Genomic DNA, 16157 nt, shown 5'->3' with positions numbered 1-16157 from the left:
TGCAGTTTCGCATACCCCTGCGGTGGTGGCGACGGCCCTGTGGTCGCAGTCCGGGTAGGGGAGCGGACCCGTTATACTGTCTGCCTTATTGTCCCCCGCTTTCAGACAGGTTGCGCCGCATGTTCGAGTCACTGACCCAGCGCCTTTCCGGCACCATCGAGCGCCTGCGTGGCCGCGGCCGCCTGACCGAGGAGAACATCCGCGAGGCCACCCGTGAGGTCCGCATCGCGCTGCTCGAAGCCGACGTTGCGCTGCCGGTGGTGCAGGCCCTGATCGAGCGCATCAAGGTGCGCGCGGTCGGCCAGGAAGTGCTGAAGTCGCTGACCCCGGGCCAGGCCCTGATCAAGGTCGTGCGCGACGAGCTGACCGCGGTGATGGGCGCCGAAGCCAGCGACCTGAACCTCAATGTTCCCGCTCCGGCCATCATCCTGATGGCGGGCCTGCAGGGCGCCGGCAAGACCACCACGGTGGGCAAGCTGGCCAAGCACCTGAAGGAAAAGCGCAAGAAGAAGGTGATGGTGGTCTCGGCCGACGTCTACCGTCCGGCCGCGATCGAGCAGCTGAAGACCCTGGCCGAGCAGGTCGGCGTGCTGTTCTTCCCGTCCAGCGCCGACCAGAAGCCGGAAGCCATCGTCCGCGCCGCCATCGACGATGCGCGCAAGTCGTTCGTCGACGTGCTGCTGGTCGATACCGCCGGCCGCCTGGCCATCGACGAAGCAATGATGGCCGAGATCAAGGCCCTGCACGCGGCGGTGAATCCGGCCGAAACCCTGTTCGTGGTCGACGCCATGACCGGCCAGGACGCGGCCAACACCGCCAAGGCCTTCGGCGACGCCCTGCCGCTGACCGGCGTGGTGCTGACCAAGACCGACGGTGACGCCCGTGGCGGTGCCGCACTGAGCGTGCGCTACATCACCGGCAAGCCGATCAAGTTCGTCGGCGTCAGCGAAAAGCCGGAAGGCCTGGACGTGTTCCACCCGGACCGTATCGCCAGCCGCATCCTGGACATGGGCGACGTGCTGTCGCTGGTCGAGCAGGTCGAGCAGCAGGTCGACAAGGACAAGGCCGCCAAGCTGGCCGAGAAGGTCGCCAAGGGCAAGAAGTTCGACCTGAACGACATGCGTGACCAGCTGGAGCAGATGCAGAACATGGGCGGCATCGGCGGCCTGATGGACAAGCTGCCGGGCCTGGGCAACATCCCCGACCATCTGAAGCAGCAGGTCAGCCAGGGCAAGGAAGTGCCGCGCATGATCGCCATCATCAGCTCGATGACCAAGAAGGAACGGCGCAACCCGAACCTGCTCAACGGCTCGCGCCGCGCGCGCATCGCCAAGGGCTCGGGCGTGACCCCGGCCGACGTCAACAAGCTGATGAAGCAGTACATGCAGATGGAAAAGATGATGAGCAAGATGGCCGGCGGCGGCATGAAGGGCATGTTGCGCAGCATGAAGGGCATGATGGGCGCCATGGGTGGCCGCGGCATGCCGTTCCGTTGATGCATTGAACACCGGCTTTTTTTTGTAGAGTCGAGCCATGCTCGACTGCTTTTCTGCCGGTGCCCCGGTCGAGGTAGAGTCGAGCAAGCTCGACGCCACCCCCATCCTGCGCGCACCATGGGGGCCTGTCCGAAACGATGGGCCGTCATGCAGAGTTCCGCTGTATCTTCCCGCGTCGAGGCGTTCTGCCGGCGCTTTGGCGTTTCCGTTCCGATCCTGCTGGCCCCGATGGCCGGCGCCTGCCCGGTGCCGTTGTCGGCTGCGCTGGCCAATGCCGGCAGCATGGGGGCGATGGGCGCAGTGCTGTCGTCATCGGCCGATATCGGCCACTGGATGGATGACTTCCGCGCTGCCTCGACGGGCCCCGCACAGGTGAACCTGTGGGTGCCGGACCCGGCACCGACCCGTGATGTCGCCGCTGAAGCCGCCAGCCGCGCCTTCCTCGCGCAGTGGGGTCCGGACGTGCCGGCCAGCGCCGCCGATGCCACGCCCGCCGACTTCGAAGAACAGTTCGCCGCACTGCTGGCGGCGCGCCCGGCGGTGGCCTCGACCATCATGGGCGTGCTGCTGCCGCGCCACGTACAGCAGTTGAAGGATGCCGGCATTGCCTGGATCGCCTGTGCGACCACCTTGTCCGAAGCGCGTGCGGCACAGGACGCCGGTGCCGACGCGGTGGTGGCACAGGGCGTGGAAGCCGGTGGCCATCGCGGCGCGTTCGATCCGGCGATGGCCGAGCGTCAGTTGGTCGGCCTGTTTGCGTTGTTGCCGCGCCTGGCCGATCACCTGCAGATTCCGGTGATCGCCGCCGGTGGCATCGCCGATGGCCGTGGCATTGCCGCCGCGCTCACCCTGGGGGCCAGTGCCGTGCAGATCGGCACTGCCTTCCTGCGCACGCCCGAAGCGGCGATCGCTTCAGCGTGGGCCGATGGATTGGCGGCCAGCGAACCCGAAGATACCTGGCCGACCCGCGCCTTCAGCGGCCGCCTGGGCCGTGGCCTGGCGACCCCCTATGTGCGCGCCGCCGCTGCGGAAGGCGCACCGGCGCCACGCCCGTACCCGGTGCAGCGCGGCCTGACCGCGCCGATGCGCAGGCAGGCCGTGCAGGAAAATCGTCTGGCGGCGATGCAGGCCTGGGCCGGGCAGTCGGCGTGGATGGCCCCGGCACAGCCGGCCGCCGACGTATTGCGCGGCATGTGGGAACAGGCGCAGGCGCTGCTGCGATGACCGTGACCTGCAACGGCCAACCGGTGCAGGTGGAGGATCTGCTGCCTGCGCTGGTCAACTATGGCCACTTCACCTCGCTGCAGGTGCGCGGTCACGCCGTGCAGGGACTGGACCTGCATCTGGCGCGGCTGTCGCAGGCCACGCGCGAACTGTTCGGCAGCGAGCTGGATGCCGCGCAGGTGCAGGCGTGGATGGCGCACGCCCTGCAGCAGGCCGGCCTGGCCGATGCCTCGCTGCGGGTGACGGTGTACTCGCGCCGCTTCGATTTCCGCAATCCGCTGGCGGCCGTACCGGTGGACGTGCTGGTGGCGGTGTCCGCGCCGGTGGCGCTGACCGCACCGAAGCGGGTGCGCAGCGTGGTGTGGCAGCGCGAGCTGCCGCAGATCAAGCACGTCGGCACCTTCGGCCTGTTTGCCGAGCGCCGTGCGGCGATGGCGGAAGGGTTCGACGATGTGCTGTTCGTGACCGCCGATGGCGTGATGAGTGAAGGCAGCACCTGGAACCTGGCCGTGCACGATGGTGAGCGCCTGCTTTGGCCACAGGCGCCGGCCCTGCGCGGTACTGCCGAGACGTTGTTGAAGCAGCATTGGCCGGGGGCACAGCTGACGCGGCCGTTGGCACTGGCTGAACTGGATAGCGTGAAGGCCGCTTTTGCCTGCAACGCCAGCGGCCTATGGGCGCTGGACGCCATCGACGGGCATGTCCTGCCGGGTTCGCAGGCACTGGCTGAACAGGGCAGGGCAGTGCTGGCGGCGGTGGCTTGGGACAGATTGGGGTGAAAACCCCCGCCGGGCATGGCCCGGCGCTGCCGTGGAGGCGGATTCACCCCGGGGTTGGCTCGGCCGGGCTCTGCCGCTATAATCGCCCGCTTACCTCGCCATCCTGGCGACTGGGCAATAGGAAAAACACCATGGTCAAGATTCGACTGACCCGCGGCGGCGCCAAGAAGCGTCCGTTCTACCACATCATCGTCACCGACGTGCGCAGCGCGCGCGACGGCCGCAACATCGAGCGCGTTGGCTTCTACAACCCGGTCGCCCAGGGCGCCGAGAAGCGCATCGAGCTGGACCTGGCCCGCGTTGACCATTGGGTCAAGAACGGCGCCCAGCCGACCGACAAGGTCCGCAACCTGATCAAGGAAGCGACCAAGTCCCAGGCCGCTGCGGCCTGATCCTGACGGGCCACGCTTCGGCGTGGCCCTCTTGGTTGAAGCAGATGAAAGATATCGAGCGCCGCATCCTGCTGGGCAGGGTTGTCGGCGCTTTTGGTGTGCGCGGCGAGATCAAGCTCGAGTCCTGGACCGAGCCACGTTCCGCCATTTTCCGTTACCAGCCGTGGATCGTGCGCAGCCCGTCCGGCGTGGAAACCACGATTGAAGGTGTACGCGGCCGCGACAGCGGCAAGCACCTGGTCGCCCGTTTCCCCGGCGTCGAGGACCGCGATACTGTTGAAGCGATGCACGGCACCGAGATCTACGTGGCCCGCAGTGCGTTGCCGCCGCCGAAGCCCGATGAGTATTACTGGGTGGACCTGGAAGGCCTGGACGTGAAGACCACCGAGGGCGTTGCCCTGGGCCAGGTCTCGCACCTGTTCAGCACCGGCGCCAACGACGTGGTGGTGGTCCGTGGTGACCGCGAACGGATGATTCCGTTCGTGCAGCCGGACTTCGTCAAGTCGGTCGACTTCGAGGCCAACCTGGTCGTGGTCGACTGGGATCCCGAGTTCTGAGTGTGAGCATGCGTTTCGACGTCATCACCCTGTTCCCCGAGTTCCTCGCCCAGTCCGCTGGACTGGGCGTGGTCGGGCGCGCGCAGGAGAAGGGCCTGTTCAGCCTGCATGGCTGGAATCCCCGTGATTACGCCGAAGGCAACTACCGCCGGGTGGACGACCGTCCGTTCGGCGGTGGCCCCGGCATGGTGATGCTGATCGAGCCGCTGCAGGCCTGCCTGCAGGCGATCCGTGATGCCGATCCGACCCCGGCGCGGGTGATCCATCTCAGCCCGCAGGGAGCGCCGTTGACCCAGGCCAAGGTGCGGGAACTGGCGGCACTGCCGCGCATGGTCCTGCTCTGTGGCCGCTACGAGGGCATCGACGAGCGTTTCCTGGAGGCCAATGTCGACGAGGAGATTTCCCTCGGCGACTACGTGCTGTCCGGTGGCGAGCTGGGCGCGGCGGTGATCATCGACGCCGTGGCCCGCCTGCAGGACGGTGCCCTGAACGACGCGGAATCGGCGGCGCAGGACAGCTTCGAGGGCGACCTCGGCCTGCTCGACTGCCCGCATTACAGCCAGCCGGCCCAGCACCCGCTGGGTGACGTGCCGGACGTGCTGCGTTCGGGCAACCACGCGGCCATCGCGGCCTGGCGCCGCCAGCAGTCGCTGGTCCGTACCGCCCAGCGGCGCCCGGACCTGCTGGATGAACAGGCGCTGGGCAAGGCCGACCGCAAGCTGCTGGAGCAGGCCCGTCAGGCCCAGAAGCACAAGGCCAGCCCCTAGCGCAGGGCTGGCGTTATCGGCTATCATGGCCAATTCCCGTCGGCCCCGGCCGGCGTGCGCAGTACCCAAAACAAACGTGCAGCACAGTCCGGTGACTGCATGAGCCTACGTTGTCGATACGACACGCCCACCCGAACAAGAATCGGTGTAACCCATGAGCAAGCTGAACAAGTCCATCGTCGCGGAATTCGAATCCGCCCAGATCACCCGTGAACTGCCGAAGTTCAGCCAGGGCGACACCGTTGTCGTCAACGTGAAGGTGAAGGAAGGCAGCCGCGAGCGCGTGCAGGCCTACGAAGGCGTTGTCATCGCCACCAAGAACGCCGGCCTGAACTCCTCGTTCACCGTCCGCAAGATCTCGCACGGCTACGGCGTCGAGCGCGTTTTCCAGACCCACAGCGCGATCATCGACTCGGTCGAAGTGAAGCGTCGTGGTAAGGTCCGCGCCGGCAAGCTGTACTACCTGCGTGGCCTGGAAGGCAAGGCTGCCCGCATCAAGGAAGACCTGGCTGCCGCTGCTGCCGCCAAGGCTGCCCGTCTGGCCGAAAAGGCCTGATAAACAACTTCGGTTGTTGCCGCGACGGCCACCTTCGGGTGGCCGTTTGCGTTTCCGGCATCGCTTCGGCCACGATCAGGGGATGAACGACATCAATCCGCGCTATCCCGCCGTGATCCAGTCGGCGCTGCGCTTCCTCGACGGCAAGGGGCTGGCGCGCGTGCAGTCGGCACCGCTGCTGCATCGCCTTCTGTGGCGCATGGGCATCGCACTGCCACCGCCGATCCTGGCCGGCTTCGGCACCAATGCGCTGGTGCAGGGCCTGCTGTTCGGGCTGTTCTGGACCGCGCTGATGTGGCTGATGCTGTGGCAGGGCAGTGAGCGCCCGCTGGCCCTGCTGCTGGCGGCCGGCCTGGTGGCCGGTGCGCTGTTCGGCATTGTGATGGCGGCGCTGATGCGTTCGCTGCGCCGCCACCGCAAGCTGCCGGACTGGCAGCAGTTCCGGGCGCGGCAAGCGGACTGAGCCGATGGCGCACTGCGCCGTGACCGTTGGGGACAGGCCGCGCTAGGCTGCGGTTTCATCCCGATGGACGTGCTGTGCGATGCCTGCCAAGCGAACCGCACCTTCCACCGCGCCCGCGCTGTTGTCAGGCGGCAACCCGCAGATCGCCAAGGGCGAAGGCGATGCGCCGGTGCAGGCCTATATCGCGGCGATGCCGGACTGGAAGCGGCCGATCGGAGCACAGCTGGACGCGCTGATCGAACAAGCTGTACCCGGTGTGCACAAGGCAGTGAAGTGGAATTCGCCGATGTATGCGGTTGCGCCGGGCGAAGGCTGGTTTCTCAGCTTCCACTGCTTCACCCGCTACATCAAGGTGGCGTTCTTCCGTGGCGCTGCGCTGAAGCCGGTGCCGCCCGAGCCATCCAGGAGTGCCGATACGCGCTACCTGCACATCCTGCAGGATGGCGTGCTGGATGAAGCCCGGTTCCTCGACTGGGTGCGCCAGGCCGCGGCTTTGCCCGGCGAGCGCATGTAAGTGCATCGTTCCGATCTCCCTGCCGACGAGAACCGCTGATGGCCACGCACGCGCCGAACCCTGCCGATGCCGGAACCCCGGCCGCTGAACTGATCGATGCACGCATCGCCGAGCTGGGCGACTGGCGTGGCGAGGCGCTGGCACGCGTGCGTGCCTTGATCCATGAGGCGCTGCCGGACGTGCAGGAAACCTGGAAGTGGCGCGGTACACCGGTGTGGGAGCACAACGGCATCCTGTGCACCGGCGAAACCTACAAACAGGCGGTGAAGCTGACCTTTGCCAACGGTGCGGCGTTGGCCGATCCGAAGGGCCTGTTCAACGCCAGCCTGGACGGCAACACGCGACGTGCGATCGACATCCATGAAGGCGCGATGCCGGATGCCGCGGCGTTGAAGGCACTGCTGCGCGCGGCGGCCACGTTCAACGCTGCCAAAAAGAAGAAACGGTAGAGCCGGCCGCTGGCCGGCTGTTGCGCGATGCTTCCGGAGGGGCTTGAGGTTGCCGGCCAGCGGCCGGCACTACCGCAGTGGCGCGGCATCCGGGTCGGCCACCGGCGACGGCGGGCAGGCCGGAATCTCCGACGGCGTGGCCAGTTCTTCGGCGTGCGAGGGCTTGCCCATCATCTTCGCCTTGCGCCAGCCGCCCCAGCGGTAATAGGCCAGCGACAGCAGCATCGACACCAGCGAGCTGACCGGGAAGCTCCACCAGATCGCATCGGCGCCCCAGTACGGCTGCAGCAGTTCGGCGAACGGCACGCGTACGCCCCACAGCGAACCGGCCAGGATCAGCAGCGGCGGAATCACCGCGCCGGTGGAGCGCACCACGCCGGAGATCACGAAGCTGACGCCGAAGAACAGGAACGAGCCGATCACCACGTGGTTGAGATGGCGGGCGATGTCCAGCGCCTGGCTGGCCGGTGGCAGGAACAGTGCCAGCAGCTGGCGATCGAACACCACCAGCGGCAGGATCAGCGCGCCGGTCAACAGGAAGTTGAACAGCACGCCCTGGCGCGCGGTGCCGCGCACGCGATCCCAGCGCTGCGCACCGACGTTCTGTGCCGCCATCGAAGAACACGCCGCACCGATCGCCATCGCCGGCATCTGCAGGTAGTTCCACAGCTGCAGGGCAGCGCCGTAACCGGCGCCGGTGTCGGTGCCGTACTGGTTGACCATGGTCATCAGCAGGATCACCGACAGCGAGATCAGCACCATCTGCAGGCCCATCGGCACGCCCTTGATGACCAGCGCCTTGAGGATGGTCAGGTCGAGCTTGAACAGGCGCATGTCGGCGCGGCCCAGCCACAGGGTGTGGCGCTTGTGCCGCATGTACAGCAGCAGGCCGGCCAGCGACAGCGTCTGCGCGACCAGCGTGGCCCAGGCCGAACCGGCAATGCCCAGCGCCGGGAACGGCCCCATGCCGAAGATCAGCACCGGGTTCAGCACGATGTCCAGCGCCACCGACACCATCAGGAAACGGAACGGCGTGCGTGAATCACCGGCACCGCGCAGCGCGGCGGTGAGGAAGGCGAACGCGTACAGCGTCGGCATCGCCAGGAAGATGATCTGCAGGTAGGCCTCGGCCAGCGGCAGCGAAGCGGCCGGTGTACCCATCGCCGCCAGCAGCGGATGGGCCATGAACCAGCCGGCGATGGCGATGATCACCGACAGGCCAATGAAGAAGGTAGCGCTGGTGCCAACCACGCGCCGCGCCTGCGCGATGTCGCGCGCGCCGATTGCCTGGCCGATCAGGATGGTCGAGGCCATGCCGAAGCCGAACACCGAGCCGATCAGGAAGAACATGATGTTGTTGGCGTTCGCGGTGGCGGTCAGTGCCGCCTCGCCGAGGAAGCGCCCGACCCAGACCGCATTCACCGAACCGTTCAGCGACTGCGCGATGTTGCCTGCCAGGATCGGCAGGGAGAACAGCAGTAGGTTGCGGCCGATCGGGCCGGAGGTCAGGTCAAGCGGCGCTTTGGCCATGGAGTGGTGATCGATTCCCGGGAGGCGCACACTAGCACCAAGCCGGTTTGCAGGATGTGGCAATGCATCAACGACTGCAGGTGAAATGGAGCCTGGCGCTGGCCTTGATCGGCACCGCACTGGCCGCATGTTCGACAGGTGACCGGCTGGGCGATACCCAGGTGCGGCCGACCGACCGTCCCGAGTGCCTGGTCGGCAGCCAGCGCCAGGATCTTTCCGCTGGTGTACCCGCCTTGATCGGGGGCAGCGGCTGCCGCACCGACCCCGACCATCCGCGTCCTCTGAACAAGCCACCGGAGTAGTCCGCACCGATGCCTGAGCTTTCCCCGTTGTCGCCCAGTGTCCGCCTGGACATCTGGTTGTGGGCGGCCCGTTTCTTCAAGACCCGCAGCCTGGCCAAGCAGGCCATCGAGACCGGCAAGGTCAGCGTGGCCGGGCAGCGCCCGAAGTCCTCGCGCGCGGTGCGCGTGGGTGAGCAGCTGCAGGTCGACCGCGGCGAGGAGCATTTCGAGATCCAGGTGCTGGGCCTGAGCGACCAGCGCGGGCCGGCGCCAACGGCACAGCAGCTGTACGCCGAGAGCGAGGCTTCGAAGGCGCGCCGTGCCGAACAGCGTGCACTGCGCATTGCCGCACGCGATGGTTTCCAGCCGCCGGAACACAAGCCGGACAAGCGCGCGCGGCGTTTGATCCGGGCGTTGGGTGACATCGACGCGCTCTAGTGAAATCCTGATTCCAACGGATTGTTCCTATCGCGGTGCGAAACAAAGCGCCGGTCACGGTGCGTTCGGATTGCGCTGGGCAGGCTGGTTTTTCACCTATCGAAGGCCTGCCCATGCGTCGTCTGCTGTTATGCCTGTCCCTGCTTGCTGCTGCGCCACTGCACGCTGCCGACATCACCTTCTGGGACGTTCCGCAACGCGGTGGCAACAGCATGAACATGTCGCCTCCGGACCGGAAATACTTCGAGGCGCTGCGTGCGACCGGTGCGAGCTGGGTGCGGCTGGTGCCGGACAAGTGGAAGGGGCAGGGCGGTCGTGACTTCCTGATCGGCAACGCCGATGACTATCGCGGACTGGTTCCGGCCGACCTGGCCACGCTGCGGCGGGTGCTGGATGACGCCGATGCGGCCGGGCTGAAAGTGGTGCTGACGCCGCTGTCGCTGCCGTTGCTGCGCTGGAAGCAGCACAACGGCGATGTGGTCGACCAGCGCCTGTGGCAGTCCTTCGACAACCATGTGCCGGCCCGTCGCTTCTGGCATGACCTGGCCACGGCGCTGAAGGGTCATCCTGCCTTGGCCGCCTACAACCTCATCAATGAGCCGGTGCCCGAGTACGGTGCAGGCCTGGCCGAGCATGCGTCCACTGAGGCGATGCAGCGGTGGTATGCCGGTGTGCAGGACGGCCCACGCGATCTGCGCCGCTTCTACTCGGAGCTGATCGCCAGCATCCGCGAGGTCGACACCGCGATGCCGCTGATGCTGGATGCGGGCTGGTATGCCGCCGCCGACGGTTTCAACTACTGGCCGGCACCGCTGGCGGATTCGAAGCTGCTGTACAGCGTGCACATGTACGAGCCGTATGCAGCAACCAGTGCACCGAACCAGACGCGTGCCAAACCCTGGCGCTATCCGGCGCAGGTGCCGTTCGGTGCAGGCAGCGAGCGTTGGGATGCGGCGCGTGTACGCCGTTACCTGCAGCAGCCGATGACGTGGGCCGCCTCGCATGGCGTCGGTGCCAACCGCATGGTGGTGGCCGAATTCGGCTGCATGCGGCGGTGGCCGAACTGCAGCCGCTACCTGCAGGATGTGCTGCAGGTGCTGGAGCAGGACAAGGTGCACTGGGCCTTCTACGCCTTCCGCGAGGATGGCTGGGACGGCATGGACTACGAACTGGGCGACAAGCCGCTGCCGTGGTCGTACTGGCAGGCGCAGGAAAAGGGCGGCCATGTCGAGCCGCCGCGTTCGATGCAGGCGCCCCTGTTCGCACCGATCCTGCAGCGTTTGAAGGCGGGCAACCGGTAAGCCGCCGGGCATGGCCCGGCGCTACCCATGGCGATGCCGGTAGCGCCGGCCCATGTCCGGCCAGGCTTTCCTTCAACGCTTGCCGCCGAGCAGATTGCCGCCCAGCTTGAGCAGATCGCCCACGCCCAGCTGACCATCACCATCCTGGTCCAGCAGGCTGCCGAGCAGGCCACCGGCCAGGCCACCCTGCTGCTGCACCTGCTGCTTTTCCTGGCCCAGGGCCTGGCTGAGCGAGCCGGCATCGGCCTGGCCGCCGCCGAGACGCTGGGCGAGGAAGGCCATCACGATCGGCGCGAGGATCTGCAGTAGCTGGCTGGTGCGGCCGCTGTCGAGTTGGGTGGCCTGGGCCAGGCCGGTTTCCACCTTCTGCTGGCTGCCGCCGAAGATGTGGCCGAGGATGCCGGCGCCATCGCTGGCAGCGCCACCGCTGGCGCCACCGCCGCCCAGCACCGAACCGAGCACGCCGCCCAGGTCCAGGCCGCTGTGGTTGTTCTGCAAGGCGCCGAGCAGCGCCTGCGCGCCCTGCGGCTGCGAGGCGTTGTTGCCCAGCGCGCCCATCAGCACCGGCAGCGCGGCACTGATCGCGCCGGAAGCCTGGGTATCGCTGATGCCGAGCTGCTGCGACACCTGCTGCAGCGGGGCGCCCTGCAATTTGGCGAGAAGTTCGTCGGTCAGGCTCATCTGCGGAATCCTTGATTGGGGTTGGGCGTGCAGAAGGTAGGACGCGGACCGTTAAAACGGCGACGCCGCCTCACGGGGAGGCGGCGCGCCGTTCACGGGGGAGGGCGATCAGAGCTCGATGTCTTCGGCGCCCGGGGTCGCGGTGGGGAAGTCCGCTTCCGGCTGCGCCGGCTTGAACGGATCCGACGGCTGGCTGGCCAGCGCCTTCAGCGCCGCGGCAACACCGGCACCGTAGGCCGGGTCGGCCTTGCTGCAGTTGTCGATGTGGCGCTGCTTGATGAAGTCCGGCGCATCGCCCAGGGCACGGGCGGTGTTGGCGAACAGGCGGTCCTTCTGTGCCTGGTTGTAGCTGCGGAACAGCGCACCGGGCTGGCTGAAATAGTCGGCGTCGTCCTCGCGGAAATTCCAGAAGTCGGCGTCGCCCCGGATCTTCATCGGCGGCTCGCGGTACTGCGGCTGCTCCTGCCACTGGCCGTAGCTGTTCGGCTCGTAGTGCGGCAGGCCGCCGTAGTTGCCGTCCACGCGCATCGCCCCGTCGCGGTGGTTGCTGTGCACCGGGCAGCGCGCTGCGTTCACCGGAATCTGGTGGTGGTTCACGCCCAGGCGGTAGCGCTGCGCATCGGAGTAGGCGAACAGGCGCGCCTGCAGCATCTTGTCCGGCGACGGGCCGATGCCCGGCACCAGGTTGCTCGGCGCGAACGCCGACTGCTCCACGTCCTGGTACCAGTTGACCGGGTTGCGGTTCAGTTCGAACTGGCCCACTTCGATCAGCGGGTAGTCGCTCTTCGGCCACACCTTGGTCAGGTCGAACGGATGCACGCGGTAGGTTTCCGCGTCCAGCTCCGGCATGACCTGGATGAACAGCTTCCACTTCGGGAAGTCGCCCTTCTCGATCGCGGCGAACAGGTCGCGGCCGTGGCTTTCGCGGTCATGGCCGACCAGGATCTGCGCCTGCGCGTCGGTCAGCGATTCGATGCCCTGCTGGCTGACGAAGTGGAACTTCACCCAGAAGCGTTCGCTGTCGGCATTGGTGAAGCTGTAGGTATGCGAGCCGAAGCCGTGCATGTGGCGGAAGCTGCGCGGAATGCCGCGGTCGCTCATCACCACGGTCACCTGCAGCAGGGCTTCGGGCAGCAGCGTCCAGAAGTCCCAGTTGTTGCGCGCGCTGCGCAGGTTGGTATGCGGGTCGCGCTTCACGGCCTTGTTGAGGTCGGCGAACTTGCGCGGGTCGCGCAGGAAGAACACCGGGGTGTTGTTGCCGACCAGGTCCCAGTTGCCTTCTTCGGTGTAGAACTTCAGCGCGAAGCCGCGGATGTCACGCTCGGCGTCGGCGGCGCCACGCTCGCCGGCCACCGTGGTGAAGCGGGCGAACATCTCGGTCTGCTTGCCGACCTTCTCGAACAGCTTGGCGCGGGTGTACTTGCTGATGTCGTGGGTGACGGTGAAGGTGCCGAACGCGCCCGAGCCCTTCGCGTGCATGCGGCGCTCGGGAATGATCTCGCGGTTGAGGTTGGCCAGCTTTTCCAGCAGCCAGACGTCTTCCATCAGCAGCGGGCCACGCGGGCCGGCGGTCTTGCTGTTCTGGTTGTCCACCACCGGCGCGCCGAAGGCCGTGGTCATCGGCGTGACCGGATCATCGCCGTGCTTCTGCTTGGGCGTGGTGCTCAGTTCACGCTGCTGCTGGGCGCCTTCCGCAGGCGACGGCGCGGTGTGATACGGGCACTTGGCGTTGTTGTTGTCGGACTGGCTCATCGGCTGGCTCCTGGTGGCGGTGAAGACGTGGGAGAAACATCTTCACTCGACTTTAGCTATGGCCAGATGAAATGAATAATCGAATGATCCATTCAGGTTGATAGATTCTGTCAATTGAAACGCAGAATCGGATTTGCACAGTCTTTCAACAGGCCTCCCGCAAGGCGAGCGGGAGGCCATGGGCGTGCGCTGCGGCTACAGCAGTGCCTTCAACCGGTACAGGGCTTCCAGCGCCTGCTTCGGCGTCAGTTCGTCCGGGTCGATCGCCGCCAGCGCGTCCTGCGCCTTGCTCGACGATGCTGCGAACAGGCCGAACTGCTGCGGCGCATCCAACGCCTGCGGCGCCAACTCGGCGGCATGGCTTTCACCACCGCGCTGTTCCAGCTCGGCCAAGCGACGCCGTGCCTGTGCCACGGTGGCGCGCGGCAGGCCGGCCAGTGCCGCCACCTGCAGGCCGAAGCTGCGGTTCGCCGGGCCATCCTTTACCGCGTGCATGAACACCAGCGCCTCACCGTGCTCGACGGCATCCAGGTGCACGTTGGCGATGCCGCTGCGGCCACCCTCGTGCTGCTCGTCGGCCAGCGCGGTCAGCTCGAAGTAGTGGGTGGCGAACAGCGTGTAGCAGCGGTTCTGGTAGGCCAGGTGACGGGCCACCGCGTCGGCCAGTGCCAGGCCATCGTAGGTGGACGTGCCACGGCCGATCTCGTCCATCAGCACCATCGAATGGGCGGTGGCGTGATGCAGGATGTAGCTGGTTTCGGCCATCTCGACCATGAAGGTCGACTGCCCGCGGGCAAGGTCGTCACCGGCGCCGATGCGGGTCAGGATGCGGTCGATCGGGCCGATCAGCGCACGGCTGGCCGGCACGAAGCTGCCGATGTGGGCCAGCAGTACGATCAGCGCGTTCTGCCGCATGTAGGTCGATTTACCGCCCATGTTCGGGCCGGTGATGACCAGCATGCGACGGTCCGGATGCAGATCCAGATCATTGGGTTCGAACGGCTGCTCGCGCACCGCCTCGACCACCGGGTGGCGGCCACGCTCGATCTTCAGGCACGGCTCGGCCTGCAGCTCCGGGCGCGCCCAGTCCAGCGCCTGCGCGCGTTCGGCGAAGGCCGCCAGTACGTCCAGTTCGCTCAGCGCGGCGGCACACTGCTTCAGCGGTTCCAGCTGCCCGCCGAGGGTGTCCAGCAGCTGCTCGTACAGGTACTTCTCGCGCGACAGCGAGCGGTCACGCGCGGACAGCACCTTGTCCTCGAACGCCTTCAGTTCTTCGGTGATGTAGCGCTCGGCATTGGTCAGCGTCTGGCGGCGGGTGTAGTGCACCGGCGCGCGGTCGGACTGGCCCTTGCTGATCTCGATGTAGTAGCCGTGCACGCGGTTGTAGCCCACCTTCAGGGTGGGAATGCCGCTGCTTTCGCGCTCGCGCTGTTCCAGGTCGACCAGGAACTGGTCGGCGTGGGTGGACAGGCGGCGCAGTTCGTCCAGCTCTTCATCGAAGCCATCGGCCAGCACGCCGCCGTCGCTCAGTTTCAGCGGCGGCATTTCGGCGATGGCGCTGGCCAGCAGCTGCGCGCACTCGTCGTGTTCGCCCAGCGCGGCGTGCAGCGTCTGCAGGCGTGGTGAATCCAGCGGCGCCAGCACCTCGCGCACCGCCGGCAGCAGGCCCAGGCCGTCGCGCAGGGTGGAGAAATCGCGCGGCCGCGCCGAACGCAGCGCGACGCGGGTGAGGATGCGTTCCAGGTCGCCGAGGCGGCGGAACTGCTCGCGGATGTCGGCGTCGCTGCCGCGGTCGATCAGGGTTTCCACCGCATGGTGGCGCTGTACCAGCACCTCGCGCAGGCGCAGCGGGCGGTGCAGCCAGCGGCGCAGCAGGCGCCCGCCCATCGGCGTCACCGTGCTGTCGAGCACGCCCAGCAGGGTATTGCGGGTGTCGCCGTCGACGCGCGTATCCAGTTCCAGGTGGCGGCGGGTGGCGGCGTTCATCGCGATCGCCTCGCCGGCGGTTTCCATCGCGATCGAGGTCAGGTGCGGCAGGCGCTGCTTCTGGGTTTCCTCGACATAGCCAAGCAGGGCACCGGCCGCAGCGGTGGCGCGCGGCTTGTCGTCGATGCCGAAGCCGCTCAGGTCATGCAGCTTGAAGAAATTCAGCAGCTGGCGGCGGCCGCTGTCGGCATCGAACAGCCACGGCGCGCGGCGACGCACGCCGGTGCGCTGGCGCAGGAATTCCGGCCAGTTTTCTTCGTCGGGCACCAGCAGCTCGGCCGGCTCCAGCCGCGCCAGTTCGGCTTCCAGCGCGTCGTCGGTTTCCACCTCGTTGACCAGGAAGCGGCCACCGGCCAGGTCGGCCCACGCCAGGCCGTAACCCTGCTTGCTGCGCGACAGGGCCATCAGCAGGGTGTCGCGGCGTTCATCCAGCAGGGCTTCGTCGGTGACGGTGCCGGGGGTGACGATGCGCACCACCTTGCGCTCGACCAGGCCCTTGGCCAGCGCCGGGTCACCGATCTGCTCGCAGATCGCCACCGACTCGCCCAGCGCCACCAGCCGTGCCAGGTAGCCTTCATAGGCATGCACCGGCACGCCGGCCATCGGGATCGGTGCGCCGCCGGAGCTGCCGCGCTGGGTCAGGGTGATGTCGAGCAGGCGCGCCGCCTTGCGGGCGTCGTCATAGAACAGTTCGTAGAAGTCACCCATGCGGAAGAACAGCAGCAGGTCCGGGTAATCGGACTTGGCCGCGAAGAACTGCTTCATCAGCGGGGTGTGTTCCTTGGACGCCTTGGCGTTGCTGGTGTTGTCTTTTGTATCAGTCACTTGGGGCGTTTCGCGTCTTGGCAGGGCGTCGGGGCGTGGCCACGCGCAGGCATGGCCGGAGAGGACATTAGTGTAGCGACCTGGGGAGGTCGATGATCCGCGGCACCCGCGCTGGGCCCGGGGGCTGTCCGTGTGCCAACGCCTGCGCCCCTGCGCCGGCACTTTG

17 protein-coding genes are annotated in these 16157 nt (G+C 67.2%); 13 read left to right on the top strand and 4 right to left on the bottom strand.

The features are described from left to right. The first annotated feature begins 119 nt into the window (after positions 1 to 119). The 10 genes from ffh (at position 120) to ACMZ91_RS03835 (ending at position 7197) form a co-directional block, all read left to right on the top strand. Positions 120 to 1496 (top strand): signal recognition particle protein, encoded by a 1377-nt coding sequence (ffh, locus tag ACMZ91_RS03880; RefSeq protein WP_005408591.1) that lies wholly within the window; start codon positions 120 to 122, stop codon positions 1494 to 1496. Positions 1497 to 1643: 147 nt separating this feature from the next. Further along, a complete protein-coding gene (locus ACMZ91_RS03875; RefSeq protein ID WP_049398965.1) occupies positions 1644 to 2720 on the top strand; it encodes an NAD(P)H-dependent flavin oxidoreductase in 1077 nt (358 codons plus the stop codon). Next, the gene (locus ACMZ91_RS03870; RefSeq protein ID WP_049462345.1) at positions 2717 to 3499 is read left to right on the top strand and encodes an aminotransferase class IV family protein; all 783 of its coding nucleotides are present in this window, start codon (positions 2717 to 2719) and stop codon (positions 3497 to 3499) included. The genes ACMZ91_RS03875 and ACMZ91_RS03870 overlap by 4 nt, the downstream gene beginning before the upstream one ends. A 131-nt stretch (positions 3500 to 3630) precedes the next feature. Beyond that, positions 3631 to 3891 (top strand): 30S ribosomal protein S16, encoded by a 261-nt coding sequence (gene rpsP, locus ACMZ91_RS03865; RefSeq protein WP_005415733.1) that lies wholly within the window; start codon positions 3631 to 3633, stop codon positions 3889 to 3891. 44 nt (positions 3892 to 3935) lie between these two features. Then, the gene (gene rimM / locus ACMZ91_RS03860) at positions 3936 to 4448 is read left to right on the top strand and encodes a ribosome maturation factor RimM (protein ID WP_010483256.1); all 513 of its coding nucleotides are present in this window, start codon (positions 3936 to 3938) and stop codon (positions 4446 to 4448) included. 8 nt (positions 4449 to 4456) lie between these two features. Next, positions 4457 to 5215 carry a tRNA (guanosine(37)-N1)-methyltransferase TrmD gene (gene trmD / locus ACMZ91_RS03855; RefSeq protein ID WP_049462346.1) on the top strand — a complete coding sequence of 253 codons (759 nt, stop codon included), beginning with the start codon at positions 4457 to 4459 and terminating at the stop codon, positions 5213 to 5215. A gap of 154 nt (positions 5216 to 5369) precedes the next feature. Next, positions 5370 to 5771 carry a 50S ribosomal protein L19 gene (gene rplS / locus ACMZ91_RS03850; protein ID WP_005408597.1) on the top strand — a complete coding sequence of 134 codons (402 nt, stop codon included), beginning with the start codon at positions 5370 to 5372 and terminating at the stop codon, positions 5769 to 5771. 82 nt (positions 5772 to 5853) lie between these two features. Continuing rightward, the gene (locus ACMZ91_RS03845; protein WP_049462347.1) at positions 5854 to 6234 is read left to right on the top strand and encodes a DUF6404 family protein; all 381 of its coding nucleotides are present in this window, start codon (positions 5854 to 5856) and stop codon (positions 6232 to 6234) included. Positions 6235 to 6313: 79 nt separating this feature from the next. Next, entirely contained in the window at positions 6314 to 6748 is a 435-nt protein-coding gene (locus ACMZ91_RS03840; protein ID WP_049462348.1) for a DUF1801 domain-containing protein, read from the top strand. Between the two features lie 38 nt (positions 6749 to 6786). Next, positions 6787 to 7197 (top strand): DUF1801 domain-containing protein, encoded by a 411-nt coding sequence (locus tag ACMZ91_RS03835; protein WP_032127552.1) that lies wholly within the window; start codon positions 6787 to 6789, stop codon positions 7195 to 7197. Between the two features lie 69 nt (positions 7198 to 7266). Here ACMZ91_RS03835 and ACMZ91_RS03830 read toward each other — a convergent pair whose 3' ends face one another. Continuing rightward, positions 7267 to 8727, bottom strand: a complete 1461-nt coding sequence (locus ACMZ91_RS03830; RefSeq protein WP_049399635.1) for an MATE family efflux transporter — start codon at positions 8725 to 8727, stop codon at positions 7267 to 7269. A gap of 62 nt (positions 8728 to 8789) precedes the next feature. On the opposite strand from ACMZ91_RS03830, the gene ACMZ91_RS03825 reads away from it, so the two are divergent. The 3 genes from ACMZ91_RS03825 (at position 8790) to ACMZ91_RS03815 (ending at position 10747) form a co-directional block, all read left to right on the top strand. Continuing rightward, entirely contained in the window at positions 8790 to 9029 is a 240-nt protein-coding gene (locus ACMZ91_RS03825; RefSeq protein WP_149908600.1) for a hypothetical protein, read from the top strand. Between the two features lie 9 nt (positions 9030 to 9038). Continuing rightward, entirely contained in the window at positions 9039 to 9446 is a 408-nt protein-coding gene (locus ACMZ91_RS03820; protein ID WP_004149153.1) for an RNA-binding S4 domain-containing protein, read from the top strand. A gap of 113 nt (positions 9447 to 9559) precedes the next feature. Further along, positions 9560 to 10747, top strand: a complete 1188-nt coding sequence (locus tag ACMZ91_RS03815) for a glycoside hydrolase family 5 protein (RefSeq protein WP_049462352.1) — start codon at positions 9560 to 9562, stop codon at positions 10745 to 10747. A 72-nt stretch (positions 10748 to 10819) separates the two neighbouring features. Here ACMZ91_RS03815 and ACMZ91_RS03810 read toward each other — a convergent pair whose 3' ends face one another. The 3 genes from ACMZ91_RS03810 to mutS form a co-directional block, all read right to left on the bottom strand. Next, positions 10820 to 11428, bottom strand: coding sequence for a DUF937 domain-containing protein (locus ACMZ91_RS03810; RefSeq protein ID WP_004149267.1), 609 nt, complete (start codon positions 11426 to 11428; stop codon positions 10820 to 10822). Positions 11429 to 11536: 108 nt separating this feature from the next. Continuing rightward, the gene (locus tag ACMZ91_RS03805; RefSeq protein WP_149908602.1) at positions 11537 to 13180 is read right to left on the bottom strand and encodes a catalase; all 1644 of its coding nucleotides are present in this window, start codon (positions 13178 to 13180) and stop codon (positions 11537 to 11539) included. 195 nt (positions 13181 to 13375) lie between these two features. Beyond that, on the bottom strand, positions 13376 to 15931 hold the full coding sequence (gene mutS / locus ACMZ91_RS03800; protein WP_197655799.1) for a DNA mismatch repair protein MutS: 2556 nt from the start codon (positions 15929 to 15931) through the stop codon (positions 13376 to 13378). Positions 15932 to 16157 lie beyond the last annotated feature (226 nt).

Source organism: Stenotrophomonas sp. FR024 (assembly GCF_047500745.2).
Classification (GTDB): domain Bacteria; phylum Pseudomonadota; class Gammaproteobacteria; order Xanthomonadales; family Xanthomonadaceae; genus Stenotrophomonas; species Stenotrophomonas maltophilia_A.
This window is presented reverse-complemented; position numbering and strand designations above follow the sequence as displayed.